22 protein-coding genes, 1 pseudogene and 1 other annotated feature are annotated in these 23,356 nt (G+C 36.4%); of the genes and pseudogenes, 7 read left to right on the top strand and 16 right to left on the bottom strand.

Going from position 1 to position 23,356, the window contains the following annotated elements:
• Window positions 1-135 precede the first annotated feature (135 nt).
• The gene (locus tag IGK86_RS08225) at window positions 136-2,016 is read left to right on the top strand and encodes a fructose-bisphosphatase class III (RefSeq protein WP_016617298.1); all 1,881 of its coding nucleotides are present in this window, start codon (window positions 136-138) and stop codon (window positions 2,014-2,016) included.
• Window positions 2,017-2,170: 154 nt separating this feature from the next.
• Complete coding sequence (locus IGK86_RS08230; RefSeq protein WP_002361778.1) at window positions 2,171-3,058, top strand: serine hydrolase; 888 nt, start codon at window positions 2,171-2,173, stop codon at window positions 3,056-3,058.
• A 110-nt stretch (window positions 3,059-3,168) separates the two neighbouring features.
• Here IGK86_RS08230 and IGK86_RS08235 read toward each other — a convergent pair whose 3' ends face one another.
• The 12 genes from IGK86_RS08235 to IGK86_RS08290 form a co-directional block, all read right to left on the bottom strand.
• Window positions 3,169-4,266: a hypothetical protein gene (locus tag IGK86_RS08235; RefSeq protein WP_016617297.1), complete on the bottom strand. Its 1,098-nt coding sequence runs from the start codon at window positions 4,264-4,266 to the stop codon at window positions 3,169-3,171.
• Window positions 4,267-4,776 (bottom strand): RNA polymerase sigma factor, encoded by a 510-nt coding sequence (locus IGK86_RS08240; RefSeq protein ID WP_016617296.1) that lies wholly within the window; start codon window positions 4,774-4,776, stop codon window positions 4,267-4,269.
• 138 nt (window positions 4,777-4,914) lie between these two features.
• A complete protein-coding gene (locus IGK86_RS08245) occupies window positions 4,915-5,304 on the bottom strand; it encodes a hypothetical protein (RefSeq protein WP_002357671.1) in 390 nt (129 codons plus the stop codon).
• Window positions 5,305-5,378: 74 nt separating this feature from the next.
• Complete coding sequence (locus tag IGK86_RS08250) at window positions 5,379-6,014, bottom strand: V-type ATP synthase subunit D (RefSeq protein ID WP_002357673.1); 636 nt, start codon at window positions 6,012-6,014, stop codon at window positions 5,379-5,381.
• 4 nt (window positions 6,015-6,018) lie between these two features.
• Window positions 6,019-7,395: a V-type ATP synthase subunit B gene (locus IGK86_RS08255; RefSeq protein ID WP_016617295.1), complete on the bottom strand. Its 1,377-nt coding sequence runs from the start codon at window positions 7,393-7,395 to the stop codon at window positions 6,019-6,021.
• On the bottom strand, window positions 7,388-9,169 hold the full coding sequence (locus IGK86_RS08260) for a V-type ATP synthase subunit A (protein WP_010775823.1): 1,782 nt from the start codon (window positions 9,167-9,169) through the stop codon (window positions 7,388-7,390). Before IGK86_RS08260 ends, IGK86_RS08255 begins: the two co-directional genes overlap by 8 nt.
• 17 nt (window positions 9,170-9,186) lie before the next feature.
• Window positions 9,187-9,498, bottom strand: coding sequence for a V-type ATP synthase subunit F (locus IGK86_RS08265; protein WP_002357676.1), 312 nt, complete (start codon window positions 9,496-9,498; stop codon window positions 9,187-9,189).
• On the bottom strand, window positions 9,488-10,489 hold the full coding sequence (locus tag IGK86_RS08270) for a V-type ATPase subunit (RefSeq protein WP_002398269.1): 1,002 nt from the start codon (window positions 10,487-10,489) through the stop codon (window positions 9,488-9,490). The genes IGK86_RS08265 and IGK86_RS08270 overlap by 11 nt, the downstream gene beginning before the upstream one ends.
• Window positions 10,490-10,505: 16 nt before the next feature.
• Window positions 10,506-11,087 carry a V-type ATP synthase subunit E gene (locus IGK86_RS08275; protein ID WP_002365627.1) on the bottom strand — a complete coding sequence of 194 codons (582 nt, stop codon included), beginning with the start codon at window positions 11,085-11,087 and terminating at the stop codon, window positions 10,506-10,508.
• A 16-nt stretch (window positions 11,088-11,103) separates the two neighbouring features.
• Window positions 11,104-11,577, bottom strand: a complete 474-nt coding sequence (locus IGK86_RS08280; RefSeq protein WP_002363905.1) for a V-type ATP synthase subunit K — start codon at window positions 11,575-11,577, stop codon at window positions 11,104-11,106.
• Between the two features lie 27 nt (window positions 11,578-11,604).
• Entirely contained in the window at window positions 11,605-13,584 is a 1,980-nt protein-coding gene (locus tag IGK86_RS08285; RefSeq protein ID WP_438742300.1) for a V-type ATP synthase subunit I, read from the bottom strand.
• The gene (locus IGK86_RS08290) at window positions 13,574-13,897 is read right to left on the bottom strand and encodes a hypothetical protein (protein WP_002391201.1); all 324 of its coding nucleotides are present in this window, start codon (window positions 13,895-13,897) and stop codon (window positions 13,574-13,576) included. Before IGK86_RS08290 ends, IGK86_RS08285 begins: the two co-directional genes overlap by 11 nt.
• A gap of 116 nt (window positions 13,898-14,013) precedes the next feature.
• Window positions 14,014-14,061: a sequence feature (sodium ion sensor (DUF1646 type); this cis-regulatory element may regulate processes involved in with the transportation of sodium ions), on the bottom strand.
• 208 nt (window positions 14,062-14,269) lie between these two features.
• Here IGK86_RS08290 and nrdI point away from each other — a divergent pair.
• Together nrdI and IGK86_RS08300 are read left to right on the top strand one after the other, a co-directional pair.
• On the top strand, window positions 14,270-14,713 hold the full coding sequence (nrdI, locus tag IGK86_RS08295; protein WP_002389303.1) for a class Ib ribonucleoside-diphosphate reductase assembly flavoprotein NrdI: 444 nt from the start codon (window positions 14,270-14,272) through the stop codon (window positions 14,711-14,713).
• A 58-nt stretch (window positions 14,714-14,771) separates the two neighbouring features.
• Window positions 14,772-14,951: a hypothetical protein gene (locus IGK86_RS08300; RefSeq protein WP_002357684.1), complete on the top strand. Its 180-nt coding sequence runs from the start codon at window positions 14,772-14,774 to the stop codon at window positions 14,949-14,951.
• 65 nt (window positions 14,952-15,016) lie between these two features.
• Here the strand turns inward: IGK86_RS08300 and IGK86_RS08305 are convergent, their stop codons facing one another.
• Both IGK86_RS08305 and gdhA read right to left on the bottom strand, forming a co-directional pair.
• The gene (locus IGK86_RS08305) at window positions 15,017-16,366 is read right to left on the bottom strand and encodes a glucose-6-phosphate isomerase (RefSeq protein WP_002357685.1); all 1,350 of its coding nucleotides are present in this window, start codon (window positions 16,364-16,366) and stop codon (window positions 15,017-15,019) included.
• 181 nt (window positions 16,367-16,547) lie between these two features.
• On the bottom strand, window positions 16,548-17,894 hold the full coding sequence (gdhA, locus tag IGK86_RS08310; RefSeq protein WP_002360402.1) for an NADP-specific glutamate dehydrogenase: 1,347 nt from the start codon (window positions 17,892-17,894) through the stop codon (window positions 16,548-16,550).
• Between the two features lie 239 nt (window positions 17,895-18,133).
• Between gdhA and IGK86_RS08315 the strand changes: the two genes are divergently transcribed.
• Together IGK86_RS08315 and IGK86_RS08320 are read left to right on the top strand one after the other, a co-directional pair.
• Window positions 18,134-19,192, top strand: a complete 1,059-nt coding sequence (locus tag IGK86_RS08315; protein ID WP_202574053.1) for a type I restriction endonuclease — start codon at window positions 18,134-18,136, stop codon at window positions 19,190-19,192.
• A 122-nt stretch (window positions 19,193-19,314) separates the two neighbouring features.
• Window positions 19,315-20,601 carry an NAD(P)/FAD-dependent oxidoreductase gene (locus IGK86_RS08320; protein ID WP_016617292.1) on the top strand — a complete coding sequence of 429 codons (1,287 nt, stop codon included), beginning with the start codon at window positions 19,315-19,317 and terminating at the stop codon, window positions 20,599-20,601.
• 40 nt (window positions 20,602-20,641) lie between these two features.
• Here the strand turns inward: IGK86_RS08320 and IGK86_RS08325 are convergent.
• Window positions 20,642-21,310, bottom strand: a pseudogene (locus IGK86_RS08325) (ATP-binding cassette domain-containing protein); the annotation flags it as partial.
• A gap of 9 nt (window positions 21,311-21,319) precedes the next feature.
• Here IGK86_RS08325 and IGK86_RS08330 point away from each other — a divergent pair.
• On the top strand, window positions 21,320-21,826 hold the full coding sequence (locus IGK86_RS08330; protein ID WP_002357693.1) for a hypothetical protein: 507 nt from the start codon (window positions 21,320-21,322) through the stop codon (window positions 21,824-21,826).
• 25 nt (window positions 21,827-21,851) lie between these two features.
• Here IGK86_RS08330 and IGK86_RS08335 read toward each other — a convergent pair whose 3' ends face one another.
• Window positions 21,852-23,246, bottom strand: a complete 1,395-nt coding sequence (locus IGK86_RS08335; protein WP_002357694.1) for a 6-phospho-beta-glucosidase — start codon at window positions 23,244-23,246, stop codon at window positions 21,852-21,854.
• Between the last annotated feature and the right edge of the window lie 110 nt (window positions 23,247-23,356).

Raw genomic sequence — 23,356 nt, forward strand, 5'->3', positions numbered from 1 at the left:
TCTGACTTTCTCCTGTTGCTTTTTTTCGCCAAATAGCCTACAATAATTGGCATACGAATAAAAAACCTTTATTATCAAGACTTTAATCTTTTAAATAAAAATTGGTATATACGAAAAAGAAAGAAGGCAGATGACTTGGCTACACTGAACCGCGATCAACAAATTGAAGAAATTATTAATTTGGAAGCAATTTTGAATTTACCGAAAGGAACAGAACATTTTGTCAGTGATTTACATGGTGAATTTGAAGCTTTTGACCATATTTTAAGAAATGGTTCTGGGCGAATCCGAGAAAAAGTTCAATTTTTATTTAAACAAGAATTAAATGCCCATCAGATGGACGAGCTTTGTTTTATTATCTACTATCCAGAAGAAAAATTAACACTTTTAGAAAATGAAAGCGCCCTCTCTTATGAATGGTGGCTATTAACGATTCGCCGTCTGGTTGAAATCGTCCGTTCTTCTTCGATGAAGTACACACGTTCTAAAGTTCGCAAAGCCCTTCCTGAAACCTATGGGTATATTCTCGAAGAATTGATTTATCAATATGATGAAACAACAACCAAAAACGGTTACTATCAACAAATTATTGAAAAAATTATTTTACTAGGTGAAGCCAAACGTTTCGTGACAGAATTAGCTTATCTAATCCAACGTCTGATTATCGATCACCTACATGTTATTGGGGATATCTATGACCGAGGGCCAGCACCAGATAAAATTATGGACCGATTAATGTCCTATCACTCCTTGGATATTCAACTAGGCAATCATGATATGATTTGGCTGGCTGCTTATAGTGGTTCACTGGCTTGTTTAGCCAATGTAGTACGTATTTGTGCTCGCTATGGAAATTTAGATTTGTTAGAAGAACGTTATGCTATCGATTTAACCGCCTTAAAAAAATTTAGTTTAGAAACATATAAAGAAAATCCTGCTTTTGCACCCAAGAAAAATCCCTATCGTGCGTTAACTGAAGCTGAAAAACAAGTAGCGATGCGTGTGCAACAAGCCATTGCCATTATTCAAGAAAAACTAGAAGGGCAAATTATTGGTCGACGCCCTGATTTTAACTTGGCACATCGGCTACGCTTAGATAAGATTCAAGGGGAAACTATTACTTTTGACGAATGTCGTTATACATTAATTAACAGCTGTTTCCAAACCGTTTCTGAAGAGCAGCCTTACCAATTAACACGTGAGGAAAAACAGATAATTGATGATTTATTAACGCAATTTCAGTCTTCGCCGCGGTTAACAAAACACATGCGCTTTCTAATGAAAAAAGCTTCTCTTTACCTTGTGTATAATCAAAATTTATTGATTCATGGCTGTCTGCCTCTGAATGCGGACGGTACTTTTCAAGCTTACACATTTAAAGGCCACTCCTATTCAGGAAAAGCTTTAGTTGACTTCTTTCAGGAAATGTTAGAAGAAGCTTACGCTCAGCCTGCTAGTACAGATGACTATGCGACAGATTGTTTATGGTATCTTTGGTGTGGCGAAGGTTCCTCATTATTTGGCAAACGAGCTATGAAAACCTTCGAGCGTTATTTTCTCGCTGAAAAAGAAACACATTACGAAGAAAAGAATCCTTATTACTCTTTGCGTGATACGGTTGAAGTTTGTGAAAGAATCCTAGATGAATTTGAAGTGACTGGTGAAAATCGACATATCATTAATGGCCATACACCAGTTAAACGAACAAAAGGCGAATCGCCAATCAAAGCAAATGGCACGCTTCTCGTAATTGACGGCGGCTTTTCAAAATCTTATCAGACAATTACTGGAATTGCTGGTTATACATTGTTGTACAACTCGTTTGGTTTACAACTGACCGCGCATAAATCTTTTTCTAGTAAAGAAACAGCCATTTTAAATAATCAAGACATTCATTCCATCAAACAAGTCATCGATCGTCCCTTACAGCGGCTATTGGTGAAAGATACCACTATCGGCAAAGAGCTATTAAAGCAATCGCAAGCACTCCAAAAACAAATGAAACAAAACCAGTAGTGCCGTTAAAAAGACGCTTGCGCTCTTATCCGAAAAATGATTAAATGGAGGAGTTGAGAAAAATATCTATTAGAGAAACGGAAAGGGTTTTACATTGAAGAAACAGCAACTCTCACTATACGGCACCATTTTCTTTCTTTGCTTTTTCCTAATTGTGGGCTTCTTCTTCTCAAGTCGTGGCGAAGATTATGCCAAAGAATCTGAACAAAAAGTTACAATTGATTCCGCCAAACATGAGAAGCATACGAAAGACAAGGAAGAAAATAATTCAGCAAATACAGTATTTTTTGATAAAATAAATGACCTGCTCGTCGCTTCTGTCAAAGAATTTGAAGGAACGGTCGGGATTAGTTATTTGGATTTAGAAACTGGCGAACAGCGTTCCGTGAATGGCCAACATGAATTTTATACAGCTAGTACTATTAAAGTGCCACTGACGATGTTAGTCGCTGACACGGTTGCTTCTGGTCAAAAAAAATGGACAGACCTGATTCCTTATAACGCTGAAGAAGATTATGAAGAAGGAACTGGGATCATTGCCTATAATATCCAACCAGAATATCCATTAAAAACGTTACAAGAATATGCCATCACCTATTCTGATAATATCGCTAAAAATATGCTCTATGATACATTGGGTGGTGATGCAAAAGCAAAACGAGAAATGTATCAGCGTTATTTGCACAAGTCACCTTCGATTGAAGAACCACAATTTTCTTCGGAAGATGCGCTTGTTATTCTACAAAAATTATATACTGAAAAAGCAACAAAACCAGATTACCAAGCGATTTATGATTCTATGAAACAAAGTGTTTTCCATGAAAGAATGGAAACTCCCACAACTCAAGGAAAAGTTGCTCATAAAATTGGTTCTTATGATGAATTTATTCATGATATGGGGATTTTAGAAACACCTCACCCCTTTGCTTTAGCAATTTTTACTAAAGGACCTGATAATGCTAAGAGTGCTGCGTTTATTGCTTCAGTGACAGATAAGCTGTGGCAATTACAGGTGTCTGAATATCCTAATGATAACCATTGATAATGAAAATAAAAGCATCTTTTTTTAATGACAACGCTCAATAAAAAAGATGCTTTTTTTAGTAGTTATATTAATTAAAATATTTGTATTTCCCATAACCTTTTTAGCAATTATTTCTGAGTATTTATTAACTCCAACGAACCTAATTCTTTTCCTGCTGCATCATCTTCATAAGAATTTCTAACGATTACTTTATATAATGACTTATGATCCAAACTACTTAAGTCAAAAGAAATGTTAATTGTAGCATCTTCCCCTTTATTAAAGCCACTACCAATTTGACGTGCAATAGGTATCTCAAGACCGTTTTTATAAACTGAAATTAGAATATCACGACTTTTTTTATTTTTTTCTGGATTTGGAACATCCATAATCAGCGTAGTTTGAAGCGCATCACTTTGGGCCTTAATATTTTTAATTTTTTTCACGTTTTTAATGCTAGGTATCGTTTCTTTCATAATGGGTTGGTAAGGAATTTTAAACGTCCAATCGCCTTGATACTCTAATGCATTCTCAACACTAAAAGATCGGCTACTTGCTTTGATTGCTTCTTTTAATTCATTATCATGCTGTTCTTGATCTTCCCAAGCTAATCGGTAGATATGAAGCGTTAATTGATCTTGACTAACAAGTTTTTGCTTATTGAAAGTTGAAATCACTGAACCATAAAAAACATCCTTCTCGATTCTATATAACGATGTTGAACTTACACCCCCAAATAAATCTTCTTTGCTTCCTTCTCTAAATAACCCTAGTTGAATATCTTGAGAATAATTATTTCTAGCGATTTTTTTCTGTAATAACTCTTTTAATTTTTGATCTTTAATCTTAAATTGATAATCAAACGCCATTTTATTTTTTGTCGATACAAATTTTGTTAATACGATTTCTCGCTCATTTTGTACACTCCGCAATTCTAGTTTTGTTGGAACACCAGAAGATTCTACTGTTTGAACACCTGTATCTTGACTAATCCCCAATACCTCTTCTATGGCACGTCCAATGGGTGTTTTTACTATCAAAGTAAAAGTGGTAGCAATACTAATTAGCCCTATAATTAAATGTTTACGCGATATCTTTTTCTTTGGCTGTCTGTATTGTTTTATTTCTCCCATTAATATCTTAGTTCTTTGTGTGTTTAAACGTTCCACTGTTTCTAAAGGCATCTTTTTTTCATATTTTAATATATCACTTCGTTTTCTATCCATTTACCATGTCTCCTTTAAATATGTCCTTAATTTTTTTCGACCACGAGAAAGACGAATTTTGATGGTATTTGTTGAAACATCAAGTTGCTGAGCGATTTCTTTTATACTAAAGCCAACATAATAGTACATAACTAGCGGAACGCGATAATTATCAGGTAATTTATGTAATCCTTTATTCAAATCATATAAATCATCAAAAGCAGGAACAGAAGAATAAGTATCCATCCAGTGAGTTGTTCTCTGCTTTTCTCTAAAAATATTTTGAACTTGGTTTAACATTATTTTAAAAATCCATGAATTAAACGCATGTTCATTTTTTAATGTTGTTATTTTTTCCCATGCACATAGTTCAGTTTCTTGTAAACAATCAGCAACGTCGACTTCGTTTAATAGCATTTTATATGCAGCATTGTATAAAACTGTTTCATATTTTTGACAAAGGTGAACAAATGCTTGTCCATCTCCTTTTTTTGCTTTCTGAACTAATTTTTTTGTTGAAATTTTATCCATAAAACACCTCTTTTCATTTAACTAACTATTAGACGTTAAGTATCTGTAAAAGGTTTCATATTTTTATAAAAAAAATATCTGGGACAAAAGTCATTTTGACTACTGTCCCAGATACTAAAATCCACAATGAATAGCTGGCTACTTTACAGACAACAACTTCGTAAAACGTTCTGCCAACATTTGGTGGGCATCAATTTTTTTGGTTCCTTGTGCTTTTGCTGCAAAACTAGCAAAGTTTAAGCCAGCCCCAAATAGTTGTAACGCACCGTTGCCTAAATCTCCCTTTTTGAGAGCTTCAAGCCCATCTTCGATAAACTGGTTACTTTCATCTAAATGACACTCAGGAAGATATTTCACGCCGTGATGATAGCGTTTTACATTCAGAATGATTTGCTTCGCGGCTTCTTCTGAAATAGCCGCTCCCAAGTTTAACAGTAGCTCATTGATTGGTTCCACCAAGCGAGCATAATCACTTTCGTATTTTTGACAATTCAGTGCAATCGCTTTGCGGCGTTCTTCATTTTTCATTTTTTCCACTCCCTTTTTTATTAAAAACGAGCACGAAAGCTACCAACTGGCTTCGCACTCGTTCTTTCTAACCACTAATTTTCTTTGTTCATGCTTTTAATTTTAATTAGACGTGTAATTTCGCCACGTTCATTTTCTTCTAATTTCATTTGAATGTAGTAAATTGTTTCTTCTAATTGTGGAATCGTCATATACTCTAAAGCGTTGACACGACGACGCGTTTTTTCAATTTCTTTTGATAATAATTGGCACGTCTTTTCAACATTTGCAAGTGCTAATAATTTCGGTAAAATGCTTGAAATTTTAGCAAAAGCTTGATCAAGCTCGCTGTTTGAATTCACGTAGCCATAATCTAAAGGTGCTTCTTGAACCGATTCATCGTAATCAAAAATCATTTTAGGAACTGGCACACTTAAGATGTTCTGTTCAATAATTTCTAATTCAACTTTTTCGGCTGGAATTGCCACTAACTCTTCAATAAAGGCTTCGTTCAACGTTGCGTTTGCCAATACAAAATTTGATAACGCATCCGTCACTTCTTGTTCAACCTGAATACGTAACTCATTGTTTTCTTTGACTAGCGCAATAAACCGTCGCATCAATTCATCTTGTTTGTCTTTCAGCAACTTATGACCTCTCGTGGCCGTAGTTAACTGTTTTTTCAATCGGGAAAGTTCCATACGGGTTGGATTAACATTTAATCGAGCCATTTTTCTACTTCCCTTCAGTTAAATATTGATCGAGCATATCCTCTTTAATTCGTTTTAGTTCTGTTCTCGGTAGCATACTTAATAGTTCCCACCCAAGATCTAACGTTTCTTCAATCGAACGGTTTGTATCGAATCCTTGGTTGACATATTCTTCTTCAAAACGTTGGGCAAAAACTGCGTAAATTTTATCGACATCGGAAAGAGCTGATTCTCCTAAAATGACAGCTAATTCTTTGGCTTGTTTCCCTTGTGCATAGGCTGAGAACAATTGATTCATCGTCGCTGCATGATCCCCGCGCGTTTTGCCTTCACCAGTTCCTTTGTCTTTAAGACGGGAAAGTGATGGCAAGACATCAATTGGTGGTTGGATACCGCTCTTATATAGTTCCCGGGACAAGATAATTTGCCCTTCTGTAATATAGCCAGTTAAATCGGGAATTGGATGTGTTTTATCCTCCTCTGGCATTGTTAAAATAGGAATCTGTGTTACGGAACCTTTTGAGCCACGAATTCGGCCTGCTCGTTCATACAACGTTGCTAAGTTCGTGTAAAGATAACCCGGGTAACCACGACGTCCTGGAACTTCACGGCGTGCTGCTGAAATTTCTCGCAACGCTTCGCAATAATTGGTCATATCCGTCATGATAACTAAGACATGCATGCCCTTTTCATAAGCTAAATATTCAGCGGCTGTCAAAGCCATTCTAGGTGTTGCAATCCGTTCAATGGCTGGATCATTCGCTAAGTTCATAAACAAGACTGAACGATCAATTGCGCCTGTTTGACGGAAATCTTCCATAAAATATTCCGCTTCTTCAAAGGTAATCCCAATGGCCGCAAAAACTACGGCAAATTCTTCTTCACTATTTAACACGTTGGCTTGTCTGGCAATTTGTGCCGCTAATTCTTTATGAGGTAAGCCAGATGCTGAAAAAACAGGTAATTTTTGACCACGAACTAAGGTATTTAAATGGTCAATCGCTGAAATCCCTGTTTGGATGAACTCATCGGGATAATCACGAGCAACTGGATTGATAACTTCGCCGTTAATATCTAATTTTTTCTCAGGTAATAATTCTGGTCCATTATCTTTTAAGCGACCTAAGCCGTCAAAAACGCGCCCCATCATATCTGGCGAAACCCCTAATTCTAAAGGATGTCCCAGAAAGCGAACTTTTGAATCACGAATATTGATGTTACTCGTTCCTTCAAAAATTTGGACCATCGCTTTATCTCCATTGATTTCTAAAACTTGCCCTTGGCGAATTTCGCCATTTTGCATGCGTACTTCAATTAATTCTTCGTATTTTACGCCTGCCACTTTTTCAACAATCATCAGAGGACCAACGACTTCATTGATTGTACGATATTCTTTAATCATTCGTCATTCCTCCTTCAGCAATGATTTCTTTTATCGTTGTTTTAATTTCTGCTTGTAAACGATCCAATTTTTCTAATTCTTCTTCTGGTAAATACTTGCTACGAGCAATGCGATCGCGGATTTCAACTGTTCCCGCCATTAACTCAGAGAAATAAGTGCCTAAACTTAAGGCTTTTTGACCTTCTTCACCAAAAGTTAGAATCAATTGCAACATTTTCGCTTGTTTGGTTCGAGAAGTGAACGTATCCACGTCATCAAAAGCATTTTGTTGCAAATAGTCTTCCCGTAATGATTTGGCTGTTTCCAACGTTAAACGGTCTTTATCCGACAAGGAATCAATCCCAACCAAACGAACAATTTCTTCCAATTGAGATTCCTCTTGTAAAATCCGCATCCCTTCAGCTACCATAGCGGCCCAGTTTCCTTGCAATTCCAAGTCTAAATATTGCCCTACTTCTGTGGAGTAAAGAGAATAACTTTGCAACCAGTTAATAGAAGGAAAATGACGTTTTTGTGCTAATTGAGAATCTAAGCCCCAGAATACTTTAACAACGCGTAACGTATTTTGAGTGACAGGTTCTGATATGTCCCCACCAGATGGCGAAACCGCACTAATCGCCGTAATGCTTCCTTCACGATGATCTTTTCCTAACGCGATGACTTGTCCTGCTCGTTCATAATATTCAGCTAAGCGACTACCTAAATAGGCTGGATAGCCTTCATCACCAGGCATTTCTTCTAACCGACCACTCATTTCTCGTAACGCTTCTGCCCAACGAGAAGTAGAATCCGCCATAATTGCGACTGAGTAACCCATATCACGGAAATATTCTGCAATGGTAATCCCTGTATAAATCGAGGCTTCCCGTGCCGCTACCGGCATATTTGACGTATTCGCAATTAAAATCGTCCGATTCATCAAAGACTCACCAGTTGTTGGATCAATTAATTCTGGAAATTCATTTAAAACATCTGTCATTTCATTCCCGCGTTCCCCACAACCAACGTAAACGACTAAGTCGACATCGGCCCACTTGGCAATTTGGTGCTGAACGACTGTTTTTCCAGCGCCAAATGGTCCTGGAACTGCTGCCGCTCCGCCTTTCGTAATTGGGAAAAAGGTATCAATTACGCGTTGTCCGGTCACCATCGGTACTTTGGGACTTAGTTTTTCTAAAATGGGACGTCCCCGCCGAACGGGCCATTTTTGCATCATGCTAAAACTTTTTGTTCCTTTAGCCGTTTCCACTGAATAAACTGTTTCATCAATGGCAAAGTCCCCTGCTTTAATTTCGGCAATCGTTCCTGAAACGCCGAAAGGCACCATAATTTTATGTTGAATAATCGGTGTTTCTTGAACCACACCGACGATGTCACCTGCCGACACTTCTTCACCAACTGCCACAGTCGGTTCAAACGTCCATTTTTTCTCACGATCTAACGCATCAATTTTAACGCCACGGCCTAAAAAGTTACTGTGGGTTACTTCTTGAAATGTATCCAATGGTCGTTGAATACCATCAAACATTTCGGCAATTAAACCTGGGGCTAATTCAACAGATAATGGTTCTCCTGTTGAAATAACTGGTTCTCCTGGTCCAATGCCTGTTGTTTCTTCATATACTTGAATCGAAGCGACATCGCCTCGCATTTCAATAATCTCTCCGATAACGCCTAAATCTCCTACATGACAAATGTCTTGGATACTAGCATCTGACATGTTTTCAGCTAAAATCAAAGGACCTGAAACTTTGACAATTTTTCCAATTTGCACGCTCATTCTCCTTTGCATTATAAAATATTTTGTCCAATTGCTTTTTCAACATTTTTTTCAATCTCACTTAAACCGATTCCGATTGTACCATTATGACTTGGGATTAAAATAATCGCTGGTGTCACTTGTTCTTTGTATCGTTCAATCGTTTCTTCTGCTAAAGTAGAGGCTTCTTCCGTTATGAAAATGACCCCAAACTTATTTTTTGCCATAGTTTCAATGGCTTCTCTAACTTGCATTTCTGAAATGGCATGATGGACCTCAAAGCCAAACAGTTTAAATGGTAAGATTGAATTTTTGTCTCCAATGACACCAATTTTATACCCCATTGACTTTTCGCATCCTTTCTCGAATTTTTTCATTTGAAAACCCACTATGTTTTCCGACCAAAATTAAACGCAAATTTTTCCATTCAACTTCTTTCGCATTCAAAAAGGCTAGTAATGGGAGCGGCCCAAAAGCGACCGTTCGACCGTTTTCATACATTGAGGTCAGGTAATCATCTTTGAGTTTTTCAAAAGCCAATAAATTTAATTCATTGGTTTCTTTATTGATAATCTTTTCTAATAGTTGTCCGTAATTCGTTGTTCTGACAAATGCTGTAAATTCTACAAGTGACTTTTCCGCATAGGTCAACAGTTCTTTCTTTGAGAGACTGCCAGCGCTAGAAAGCACGGTTGATAAAAAGTTACTGTTTTGATGTTGAACAATCCCTCTAGCCATCGTTGATAGATTGGTTAAATCAATAAAAGCGATGACTTCCTTCGTTAACTCTTCATAGCCCAATTCATCCGCTAATTTTCGCTGTTGCTGTAAAAATGCTCGATCATAAAGGATATCAATTGCTTGTGGTAAACCGCCCTCTTCCAGATAGGCAAAAACATCACGAATCACTTCTAATAATGCTGGCTCAAGTTCGGAAGAGTTTTTTGTATGAATGGCACTTTTGACTGTGTTTAGAGAATAACGACCATCCTCTAAATAAAGATAATCAAAATCTTTACCTGTTTGCTCAGCTTTCGTCAAAATTTTCAAGTTATGGAAGGTAAAACGCATCGTATACAACGTTACTACAGCTGGTTCTGGAGCCATTTCATATAACCAGCGATAAAGATTTCCCAGCGCTTCAGAAGAATGGTAGTCAAATTTTTCTTCAAAAGTTTCGGTTAAATAAGGTTGATAAACCGTACTTTTTAACATATTTTTAACGTCTTCAACTGTTTCCGCTTCTAAAAGTTGTTGAAACTGTTGCTCAGAAAGCAGCTCCGTTTCTTTTAAACGAATCAGCGGATTAATTTGATGATACGTTGGTTTTCTCATGCTACGTCCTCCCTTCTTAACTGAAAAGTTTTTCTGCTACTTTAAAGCCTTCTGTTTTTTGAATCTCTTCAACTAATGCTGAAAAGAGAAAATTATAATCCAAACCGTCTTTTGCAACGATAAAGCCACTTTCTTTTGGAACAACTTCCTCTGAAAGCTCCCATTGAACAGTAGCATCAGAAAGGGCGGTCAGCCATTCTTGCGTCACTTTCGTTTGAGAATACTCTCCTAAAAGAATGGTCGCTTTTCCTGTTAATTCAAGTGAACCTAATTGTGCTTTCATAAATTGTTGAAATTCTTCCGCTGACCATTCACTCATCTTTAAGACCACTTCATCAAATAATTGGTTAAGATATGCTTGTTTTTTATTTAATGCATCCTGACGAATTTCTAGTGTTTGCCGTTGTTGGCGTTGTTTAAATTCTTTTAATAATTGTTGTTGTCGTTTTTCTATTTCATGTTCTTGCTTCAGCAAAATTTCTTGTTGTGCTGCTTGGAATTCTTGATCGATGCGCGTTTGTTCACTGGTGACATAGGCTTCGACTTCTTGCTTTCCTTGCTGCTTAATTTCACTGATGATTTTTTCAATGGCATCCATCCATCTGCCTCCTCAATTATTTGACGTTCAATACAAGTAAGAAGGAAATTACGAACCCTAAGATGGCATAAGTTTCAACCATGGCAGCATAGATAATTCCTTTTGTTGCATGTTCTGGTTTCTTCGCTAAAATTTGAATCCCCGCAGCGGCCACACGACCTTGGGCAATCCCAGAGAACAATCCTGCAAAAGCAATTGGTAAAGCTGCTACAAAATAGTTCAACCCTTGAACCATACTCATATCGTTTCCTAAGTTAATATAAATTAAGAAAGCAATAACGAAACCGTATAGTCCTTGTGTACCTGGTAATAACTGTAAAATTAACGCTTGACCAAATTTTTCTGGCTGCTCCGTCGTTAAAGCTGCTGCTGCTTCCCCAGTAAAGCCAACCCCTTTGGCTGATCCAATCCCAGCAAAAATTGTCGCCATCGCCATTCCTAATACTGCAAAAACAATTCCACCATTATTATTAATTAAGTAATCCATCATCTCTATTTTCCTCCAATAAATAATTTTCTATTTTTTCTCAACATTGACATACTTTTCTTTTGTTTTTAGCGGATTAAACGCCCGGCCACCGCCTGTGTAAAATTTTCCAAAGAACTCAACATATTGCAAACGTGCGCCATGAACATACGCACCTAATAACGATAAGAATATGTTTAACGCATGTAAAACAATTAACAGCAAGATGCCCACGCTAAAACGGGCAACTGGCGGCATGAACTCTACGAGCATATTAAACGCTGAAGCAATACTTCCCCCAGCAATTCCTAACGCCATCAAACGTGTATAACTAACTAAATCACCGACATAACCTGTCACACCGTATAGTCCATACAGTCCTTTGGCTAAGCCTTTTAATTTGGCCTTCGATTGAATCATTGGAATCACAATAATTGCAATGGCAGAAAGACTAGCTAAAATTGCACCTGCTGTAAATAAGCCTTCATTTTTAACCACTAATTTACCAACGACTAACAATGCTAAACCAAACAAAATCCCTAACCAAGCGTAACTTTCGTTAATACTATCTAAATAGCGCTTTTGTTTTGATAACTGAATCCCATTAATCATTAAACCGACAACCAATTGGATAAACCCAAAAATAACCGATAAAATAAGAATCGTATTTACATCTTCGGTCGTTGATAAAATCGGAAATGGTGATTTGATTCCAAACATTGTTGGCGGTAATGCTGCACCGAAAAACGAACCGTAAATGAAGCCCCAAATAATTGTTGGAAATGATAAAATCAAGAAAAAGTTGGCAAAACGTTTCATGCCTCTCGGTAAAACAAATGCTTTCAACGCAATAATAGACAAGAGTAGCATCAGTAAGCCATAGCCAATATCCGCTACCATCATGCCAAAAAAGACTAGATAAAACGGCATCATCGCAGGTGTCGGATCAACTTCTTCATATTTTGGTAAGCTATACATCTCTGTTAACATTTCAAACGGCTGCACCAATTTATTATTCGCTAGTTTAACTGGTATATCTGTCTCAATTTCCGCCTTCGTAGGATTTTCAAAAGTAAGAGCTATTTCGTCCTTAGGAACTTTTTCTTCAATCGCTGTCAAAATATCGGCTTTTTCTTCGACTGGAATCCACGTTTGCAAGATGAAAAATGATGAAGCATTTAACAAATGTTGACGTGCTTGTTCTCTTTGGATAACCGCCAATAAGACTTCTTCAGCCAAGCAAAACGTTTCATAAAAATCATGATAAGAAGCCAGTTGTTGCTTTAAGGCTTTTTCTTCTTTTTGTAAAATTTCATATCGTTCTTTGACTTGTTGATATGCCTCTTTAGGTGGAACATCATAACGGTATTGGAGTGGTTCAAAACTATATTGGTTTAATAACTCGGTTACACTCTGCTGATGTTCCTTCAGGTAAACGAGTGTAAAGTAACTATGATGCATACTTTGATAAATTTCTTCAAAATAAACCGTTGGCCATTGAGACAAAGCGCTCAAGAAACTGGCTTTATTGGCTAGATTTATCGAACCATGAACGACATAACTACTTTTTAACTGCTGTTTATGCGGTAAAATATCCAGATATTGCCAGCGGCCTAATAATTCTTCTTCAGCTTCTAATCCTTGACGATCCGTTTGAATTTGTTTCAAAGATTCTTGAATATTCTTTAATTCCGTCAAATAGCTTTGTAATGTTTCTTCATCAAAGGTTTGTTCCAACTCTTCTAAGGTGTAGACTTTTCTTTTTATCTTTAAGCCTTTTCCTGAAGAGCGTGTCAAAAATAAAAGAAGCTCTTGCAATTGTTGTAGCATCGTTTCATATTTACGTAGCTGTTCAGTTGACTGTTCTGCTTGTAAAAAAGAATATTGACTCTTTAAGGCTTGTTCTTCTTCAGGCGAATGAAAAATCCGTTTTACTTCGACAATTTGCAAGCCTTGAATGGCTTGTAGAATTGCTGCTTCTTTTTCGGCAGCGGCAATTATTGTCATTTTTTCCATTTTACTAACTGCCATAAACGTCTTTCACCCTCTCAATAATTGAATCAATGACTTGTTCTTTGTTCGCTTCGTAACGTTCGTGAAGCGCTTGTTCAGTGCGCTTTGTTTCATCTAAAAGTTGTTCTTTTTCAAGTTGTAACATCTTTTCTTGCGTTGCTAGTGAATCCGTCAGCACTTTTTCAACAGCTTCTTCACTCTCTTGACGTAGTTTAGCTAAACGTTCTTGCTTCTGTTCTTCATATAAACGACAATTCATCTTAGCTTGTTGCCGATGCTCTTCCACCGCATCTTCCGCTGCCTTGATTTGCTCTAGTACTTCTTGTACCATTGTCTCCACCTCCTTAGTTTTTACACCTTTAGCATATAAGAAAAAGGACTAGCGAAATAGAGATACGCTCAGCCCTTTTGTTTTAGGTATGCAAAAAGGCGCAAACTCAAAAATTGTTCTTCTCACCCCTTGAAGAACTGAATCCTTGAAGCTTTCGCCCAACCATTCTTTATTCAATACTCTACCATCTTAGCAAAGTTTTTCGCAAAATTCAATACTTACCCAAATGAATTAAAATAACAAATTTTCACTTTTATAATAGGTAATAAAAAGGCATTATTTTTTTCGCTTTATAATTATTGATCTTGAATTTTTTTCACATAGATGTGCTATACTTACGTAAACAATTAAATTTATTTGGAGGGATCTCTGATGAATATACGATATATTTCAATCTCTGGTAATACACGCTCATTTGTTCAACGTTTAACAACTTATGCTGAAGAGCAACATCAGCAAAACGAAAAAAATCCTACGATTACTTTCAAAGAAATTTCGGAAAATTCTCCGTTAGAAGTAGAAACAGAACCATTTTTTACTTTTGTGCCTACCTATTTAGATGGTGGCGATGGCATCAACAACGGCAATACCGAAATTTTAACAGAAGTCATGCGAGAATATCTTGCTTTTGAAAATAATTATCGTTATTGCTCTGGCGTGGTGGGCAGCGGCAATAAAAACTTTAACCACCAATACTGCCTGACAGCTAAACAGTATGCGGAACAATTTAACTTCCCCTTCTTAGCTGACTATGAATTAAGAGGTACTCAAGCGGATATTGAACGAATTTATGCTATTTTAAAGGAAAACCAATAAGCAAGTTTCATTACTAAAAAGCTCACCTATGATAGACTACATTTTGAGGTGAAGAAAAATGAGAAATACATGGTTAGCAGAACAACTTCAGTCAATCAGCGAAGAGCCCAATTCTTTTATTATCGAGGAAACCATCAAATATATTGAACAATTAGAAGATGATAATGAAAGTCTTCAAGTTGCATTGGAAGGAACTATTTGGAGTCCTAAAAAATGGAACGAACCATTGGAAAAATAATTTAAACAGAAGAAAAGAGCCAGAAACGTAAGTGTTTCTGGCTCTTTTCTTCTGTTATTTACAAATTATAGACGTGCATTTAAATCTTTTGCTAATTCTTCAAATCCTGGTTTACCTAATAAAGCGAACATGTTGCGTTTGTAAGCTTCAACACCTGGTTGGTCAAATGGATTAACCCCATTTAAGTAACCTGAGATGCCCACAGCAATTTCGAAGAAGTACATAACATAACCTAATGAATAAGCATCCATTGTTGGCACTTTAACGATCATGTTTGGCACACCACCATCTGTGTGAGCAAGCAACGTACCTTCGAACGCTTTTGTATTGACGAAGTCAATTTCTTTTCCTTGTAAATAGCCTAAGCCATCTAGATCTTCATTTTGTTCTGGAATTGAAATGCTATGGCGTGGATTTTCAATTTTAACCACTGTTTCAAATAAGTTACGCATACCTTCTTGAACATATTGACCCATAGAATGTAAGTCAGTTGAAAAGTCTGCGGCTGCTGGGAAAATACCTTTGCCATCTTTTCCTTCTGATTCACCGTATAATTGTTTCCACCATTCAGAGAAATAGTGCATGCCAGGCTCATAGTTAATTAACATTTCAGTTGTTTTACCTTTACGATATAAAATGTTACGTAACGCAGCATATTGATAGGCTTGGTTTTCTTTTAAGTCGCTCGTTGCGCCGTATTCTTTACGTGCATCATTTGCACCTTCCATTAAACGATCAATATCCGCACCGCTAACAGCGATTGGTAAAAGACCTACTGGCGTTAAAACAGTGAAACGGCCGCCCACATCATCAGGAATCACAAATGTTTCCCAACCTTCCGCATCAGCTTCAACTTTTACTGCTCCTTTAGCACGGTCAGTTGTCGCATAAATACGTTTATTGGCTTCTTCTTTGCCATATTTATTAATTAATAACTCTTTAAAGACGCGGAAAGCAATCGCTGGTTCTGTCGTAGTTCCAGATTTTGAAATAACGTTCACAGAAAAATCACGATCACCAATCACATTGATTAAATCAGCTAAATAAGTTGAGCTGATGCTATTTCCAGCAAAGAAGATTTGTGGCGCTTTCCGTTCTTCTTTGGATAATAGATTATTAAATGAATGTGTCAAAAATTCAATTGCTGCACGGGCACCTAAATATGAACCACCGATACCAATGACTACTAATACCTCAGAGTCAGATTGAATTTTTGCTGCTGCTTTTTTAATGCGCGCGAATTCTTCTTTGTCATAGTTTTCTGGTAAATCAATCCAGCCAGTAAAATCATTACCAGCTCCTGTACCTTCACGTAATGCTTTGTCCACTGCAGTGACTTGTGTTTGCATGTATTCCAATTCATGGTCAGCAACAAATGGTGCTAATTTGGAATAATCTAATTGAATGTGTGACATTCCTTTTCCTCCTCGAAAGTAAACTTACTACATGTATACTTTACGTGTTTTTAGACATTTTTTCAAGCAAATTCTTTTGGATAGACCAATTGTTTAATTTTAACTATTTAATTAGAGATATTTATTCTCTTAATCAAATAAACCAAGAAAAAATGCTAGGAAATCCTAGCATTTTTTGTTATTAAACGAGTCCTTGACTTAGCATCGCTGCCGCTACTTTTTCAAAGCCAGCAATATTCGCACCTAAAACAAAGTTATCTCGTGCCTGATATTCGTTAGCTGTATCACGACAAGTCTCATAAATGTTTTGCATAATTTGATCTAGCATACCGTCAACTTTTTCAAAGGACCAAGCTAAACGTTCAGCATTTTGGCTCATCTCTAATGCAGAAACCGCAACACCACCTGCATTAGCGGCTTTGCCTGGACAATAAATTACAGCTGATTTAGCAAAAACGGCGACTGCTTCTAGTGTACAAGGCATATTTGCGCCTTCTGCCACGACTTTCACTCCGTTTTTCACTAAAATAGCAGCTTGCTTTTCGTTGATTTCATTTTGTGTTGCACATGGTAACGCAATGTCATACGCTGTTTCGAAATCCCAAACAGATTCTTTGTCATAATAAGTTGCGCCTTTACGTGTTTCAACATATTTTGAAATGCGTTCACGATTTTTTTCTTTTAGTTCTTTTACTAACGCCACATCAATTCCTTCTGGATCATAAACAAAACCAGACGAATCGGAACATGTGATTACTGTAGCGCCTAGCTCAGTTGCTTTTTCCATGGCATAAATTGCGACATTCCCGCTACCAGAAACAGCGACTTTTTTGCCTTCAAACGTATCGTTTTTATCTGCTAATAAATGTTTAACAAAATAAACCGTTCCATAACCCGTCGCTTCTGTTCTTGCTTGGCTTCCCCAGTATCCTAAAGGTTTTCCAGTCAACACTCCTGCATCATAGTTGCGCAAGCGTTTATACATGCCAAACAAATAACCAATTTCACGAGCGCCTACGCCAATATCGCCTGCTGGAACATCTGTACTTGGACCAATATGTTTTTGAAGTTCGGTCATGAAACTTTGACAAAAGCGCATCACTTCAGCATCTGACTTACCTTTTGGATCAAAATCACTACCGCCTTTGCCGCCACCGATTGGCAAACCAGTTAAACTATTTTTAAAAATTTGTTCAAAGGCCAAAAACTTCATCACACTTAAATTCACACTTGGATGAAACCGCAAACCACCTTTGTATGGTCCAATCGCTGAATTATATTGGACACGATAGCCTCTGTTCACATGCCAGTTGCCCTGGTCATCTTGCCACGGCACACGAAATTGAAAAATACGTTCAGGTTCAATCAAGACACCTAAAACATTTGCTTCAATGTATTGAGGATTTTTTTCTAAAAAACCTTCTACGGTTGGTAAAAACTCATCGACTGCTTGTAAATATTCTGTTTGACCTTGGTCTAATTGGTGAATTTTTTCTTGAATATTTTTAACATATTGTTTTGCGTCCATTTAATCATCCTCTCATTGTTATAGGTTTATTTTAACTGAAAATTCAAAAATTACCATAGTCAAACGTTTATTTTTTTATTTATTTCTTTTTTGCATTTTTATTGCGCTAATGAAAGCGTTGACATATTTTTGTAAAGTATGTAATATAAAATTAGTAAGCAAAGATAAAAATTTGTTGATATTTTGCATTAAATACACTCTTATACATCAAGATGTATTTAAAGAAAAGAGGAATATTTATGGAAATGGAAAAATTTAAAGATGATTTAAAATCGTTAGGTAAAAGAGTAACAAAATTAAAGGAAAATATTGCTACCGAAGAAGCAACCAAAACTTCTTTAATTATGCCCTTCTTTCAAATACTGGGTTATGACATTTTTAATCCTTTGGAATTCGTTCCAGAATTTACTGCTGATGTAGGGATTAAGAAAGGGGAAAAAGTAGATTATGCGATAGTAATTGATAGTATTCCTACTATGTTAATTGAAGCAAAATCTGTCAACGAGCAATTAACAAAACATGATTCTCAATTATTTAGATATTTTGGGACTACGACATCAAAATTTGGAATATTAACAAATGGTAAAGAATATAAATTTTTTACCGATTTGGAAGAACCCAACAAAATGGACGTCTCTCCATTTTTAACTATTGATATAACTAATTTGAAGGATACACAAATACCAGAAATTGCTAAATTCCATAAAGACACATTTGATATTGATAAAATTACAAGTAGCGCTTCTGAATTGAAATATTTAAATAAATTTAAAGCTTTCTTATCAGATCAGCTTTTAGACCCTTCAGAAGATTTTGTAAAATATTTTGTTGGAGAAATTTATGGCGGAGTAAAAACTAAACAAACATTAGATAAGTTTACACCTATAATAAAAAAAGGAATAAATCAATTTATCAATGAAAAAGTAAATGAAAAGTTAAGTGCTGCATTAAATACTTCTGTTTCGGACAAAGAAGATGATTTGTCTGAACAGCCTGAAGATGAAATCGAGAATAATATAGTTACTACTCCTGAAGAATTAGAAGTTTACACAATTTCTAAACTCATTTTAAAAGATACAGTAGTGTTGGATAGGATATTTTATCGAGATAATAAAAGTTACTTTAATGTACTCCTAGATAATAATATCAGAAAATGGATTTTAAGATTTTACATGAATAATAATGGTATGAAAATAGAACTAAACAACGGATTAAAAGAATTAATTTCAATCGAATCACCATTAGATGTGTCTAATTATTCAGAAAAAATAATAAAAATTGTAAACGAGTTCTTATAAAACTAAGGAGCCAGTTAGTAAATTTTCAATTAGCTGGTTCCTTAGTTTTATTTATTTTTTTCCTTAAATCCAGAAAAAAACCCGTAATTATGGTACACTACCTATTGAATTGGAGGAGAACTATGAAGAAATTTGATGTAATTATTGTCGGCGCTGGGACGAGTGGTATGATGGCCACGATTGCGGCTGCAGAAGCAGGCGCTCAAGTATTATTGATTGAAAAAAATCGCCGTGTTGGGAAAAAATTATTAATGACTGGTGGCGGCCGCTGTAATGTAACCAATAATCGGCCCGCAGAAGAAATCATTTCATTTATTCCTGGGAATGGAAAATTTTTATACAGCGCATTTTCACAATTTGATAACTATGATATCATGAACTTTTTTGAATCCAATGGTATTCACTTAAAAGAAGAAGATCACGGACGCATGTTCCCTGTCACAGATAAATCGAAGTCAATTGTTGATGCGCTATTTAACCGCATTAACGAATTAGGAGTCACTGTTTTTACAAAAACACAGGTCACAAAAGTACTACGAAAAGACGATCAAATAATTGGCGTTGAAACCGAACTGGAAAAAATTTATGCACCGTGTGTTGTATTAACAACTGGCGGCCGCACTTATCCTTCCACAGGAGCAACTGGTGATGGCTATAAACTAGCCAAAAAAATGGGCCATACCATCAGCCCACTCTATCCTACCGAATCGCCTATTATTTCTGAAGAACCTTTTATCCTTGATAAAACGTTGCAAGGTCTCTCTTTACAAGATATTAATTTAACTGTTTTGAACCAAAAAGGAAAACCTTTAGTTAATCATCAAATGGATATGCTGTTTACACATTTTGGCATTTCAGGACCTGCCGCGCTCCGCTGTTCTAGTTTTATTAACCAAGAATTAACTCGCAACGGCAATCAACCTGTCACGGTAGCCTTGGATGTGTTTCCGACAAAATCTTTTGAAGAAGTGCTGAAAAATGTTGATTACATGATTGAGGAACAGCCAAATAAAGTGGCAAAAAATGCCTTTCATTCTTTAATACCAGAACGTCTGCTCACTTTTTATCTAGAGAAACTAGCAATTGAAGAAGTGCCTGCCAAACAACTAACAGAAAAGCAACGTCTTTCCTTTGTGGAACTACTGAAAGACTTTCAGTTCACTGTTACGAAAACATTGCCTTTGGAAAAATCTTTTGTCACAGGCGGTGGGATTTCCCTCAAAGAAGTGACCCCTAAAACAATGGAGAGCAAATTAGTCAATGGTTTATTTTTTGCTGGTGAACTTTTAGATATTAATGGCTATACTGGAGGCTACAATGTTACAGCTGCATTTGTCACTGGACATGTTGCTGGCTCCCATGCCGCAGAAATTGCAGAATACACCTATTTACCAATTGAAGAAGTCTAAACAAAAAGTCGCTAAAATAGCGACTTTTTGTCTACTTTTTTTATTTATCAATAATTTTCCCGTTTTCTAAATAAATAGTGCGGGTGGCTACTTTTTCCACAAACGTTTCATCATGCGAGGTGAAAATTACTGTTCCTTGATAGGCACTTATAAATTCTTCAAGTGCTTGGATTGTGTCTAAATCAAGAAAATTGGTGGGTTCATCCAATAAGATGATATTATTTGGTTCTATAAATAATTGCGCCAAAGTAATTTTTATGGCTTCGCCACCACTTAGAGAAGATATCTTTGTCTGTAAATTTTCTTGTTGAAAACCTAGCCGATATAAAAGTGAACGCACAATCTTTTCAGAATAATTTGTCCGCTTCAATAAATAAGTCAACAGTGGTTCATCATTTTTTAATCGATAATCTAATTGATGATACGTTCCTAACCGGACTTTGGGAGAAAAGTAAATGGCCGGGTGACGGGCTTCAATTTGTTGAAGAAAAGTACTCTTCCCAGCACCATTTTTTCCACAAAGTGCTATTTTTTCGTTTAAAGGAATTTGAACGTTCACTTGGTTAAGAATTGTTCGATTCTCATAAGCGAAAGTTAAATTTTCAATTCTAATTGGATATGGATTGTATAAAGAGAACTGATTATTAGTAGGAAAAATAATTTTTCGCTCTTGTTTTGCTTGCGCAACATCGGGTAATCTGTCAATTCTGACCCTAAAATCAGAGAATCGGACTTTAGTAGGATACAATTTTACCGAAACTATGGCAAAATAAAGACGGAGGTGAAAACCATGAAGATTACATTGACACGAAAAACATCAGCTTGGGGCGCGTTACGCTATTTTACATTTTATAAAAATGGTGTGCATCAAGGGAAACTTTTTACTAATGTACCTATTGAAATTGAAGCTGATCCTGGGGATGTTTTAACGTTCTATGAAGGCTGGTTCCAATTTTATCGGCGCATTGAAGTTACTGAAGATACCAAAGAAATCACGATTATCAATTCTAAAAAATTGCAACACGTTTTCTATACCTGTGTCGTCTTATTTTTAATTTTAACGCTATTATTCCTTTCCGCACAGAAACTTTCGACATTTATTATTGCTGAAATTTTAATTTACTCTGGTATTCAGTGGCTGTTCCGGCAACAAACCTATCATTTTACTGTCAAGAAAAAAACGGAATCCTTTGCTTCCTATTCTAAAAAAAGTATCGCACACTAAACGAATCTTTAGCGTGCGATATTTTTTAATTACTTTTCATTAATTCGGCCACATATGTGACTGTTTCTGGTTGTGTTTCTTCAATTTTATTAATCGCATCTGCAAAATTCGGTAAATGTGCTTTGTGGGCAATTAATAATTCGTCCAACAAGGTCTTCGCCATGACGCCGCCAGGAACTAATGGATTAATAGTGAAAGCATGCAATGCTGCGCCGTAATCACCATTGATGGCTGCTCGAATAACCGTTTCTTCCATAGCTTTCATATTTTGAATAATTCCTCGTGCTGCTGGCGGAAAGGCCCCCCAGTTGTAAGGTTCATGGCCATGTGCTGTCACAGGTCCAGATACTTCTACAACACAATCATACGGTAAATCAGTAATTGTCCCATTATTTTCAGTAGAAACAACCATATCCGTTCGTTTATCATTATAGATTGATGCGATCATTTCACAAGCTGCATCGCTATAGTGTGTGCCGCCCCGTTCTTCTAATTCTTTTGGTTTGTAATCTAGTTTGGGATCTTTATACAATTCAAACAAACGACCTTCCGTTTCTTTAACCACTTGTGCTCTTGTTTCGCCCCGTTCATACTCTTCGATGGAATGCTTCAACATCTCATCTTCAATATAATAATAGCGATGATAACCACATGGTAACATTCCTAAATCTTTTAACTGTTCATAATGGAACGGCGCATCAAAAATATTTTTCAAATGACTTTCTTGCTCTTGCTTAGGTCCGTAAATTAAATCAATGAGTTCTTGTGTTCGCTCTTGTCCTTCTTTGTCCCAAACGCGGTGCCAATGGAAATGATTAATTCCAGCAAATTTAAAGAATAAGTCTTCTTCTGGAATTCCCAGCATTTCGGCCGCTTGTTTTCTATGACCAATCGGCACATTACATAAGCCAACTGTTTTTTTCCAACCGCCATGTTTAATTGCAGCTTCCGTAACCATTCCAGCTGGATTAGTAAAATTCACTAACCAAGCATCTGGGCAAAGACGTTTCATATCGTCAATAATAGCTAAAATGACAGGAATTGTTCGAAATGCTTTAAACATTCCTCCCGCGCCATTTGTTTCTTGGCCTAATACCCCATGTGACAAAGGAATCCGTTCATCTTTAATGCGAGCATCTAATAATCCTACACGAAACTGTGTTGAAACAAAATCCGCCCCTTTTAAGGCTGCTTCACGGTCCAATGTTAAATGAACTTCCCAATCTAAACCAGCAGCTTTAATCATGCGCTTCGCCATTGCCCCAACGATTTCCAATTTTTCTTTACCAGCTTCAATATCGACTAACCAAATTTCCTTAATTGGCAGTTCATCTTTTCTTTTAATGTATCCTTCAATTAATTCAGGTGTATAACTAGAACCGCCACCAATTGTTGCAATTTTTAATGCTCCTCTTGTCATCCGTCTTCTTCCTCCTTGATTAAATTGTTATCGTTTACATCTTTAGGATAAATTATGGGAATGTTCCCATGTCAAGCACTATTTTCAAAAAAATGTATGCTATACTTCTT

The sequence above is a fragment of the Enterococcus sp. DIV1206 genome (genome assembly GCF_051712485.1).
Lineage (GTDB): Bacteria > Bacillota > Bacilli > Lactobacillales > Enterococcaceae > Enterococcus > Enterococcus faecalis.